Raw genomic sequence first — 490 nt, 5'->3', positions numbered from 1 at the left:
GCCACACCCATTGCGGCAACTAAGTTTTTAAATTTCATTTTGGGGTTCTCCAGTTTGTTCGTCCCATTTCCTAACTGCGGTTCACTCTAAAGTGAGTACATGACAATGGTGTGACTCTTAAATGACACTTTTATGACTGCTTGTATTGTTTGCTACTAATGGCGAAATAACGATAAGTCTATCGCTTGAAAACGCGAAAGAAAAACAAGAACCTTTACCCAGCTCGCTATGAATTTTTAATTTACTACCATGGCGAGTAAGCACATGCTTGTTAATAGCTAAACCTAAGCCTGAGCCACCTGTAGTGCGGCTTCTGGCTTTATCTACTCGATAAAAACGCTCAGTTAACCTGTTAATATGCTCAGGTGCAATACCATCACCATTATCGGTAACACTAAAACATGCTTGTTCATTATTGCGCTGCCAAAGTACCTCAATTTTACCGCCTGGTTTAGTATAATGAATGGCATTAAATACTAAATTTGAAAAG

At 39.0% G+C, this 490-nt stretch carries 1 protein-coding gene; it reads right to left on the bottom strand.

Annotation, left to right across the window (positions count from 1 at the left end):
• Positions 1-117: 117 nt before the first annotated feature.
• Positions 118-490: ATP-binding protein (locus PSH54_RS20585; RefSeq protein WP_273607011.1), on the bottom strand; the 373-nt coding region annotated here is incomplete at its 5' end.

Source organism: Pseudoalteromonas sp. Angola-30 (assembly GCF_028599215.1).
GTDB classification, from domain to species: Bacteria; Pseudomonadota; Gammaproteobacteria; order Enterobacterales; family Alteromonadaceae; genus Pseudoalteromonas; species Pseudoalteromonas atlantica.
The sequence above is the reverse complement of the archived record's forward strand: the minus strand, read 5'-3'. Positions and strand labels throughout refer to the sequence as shown.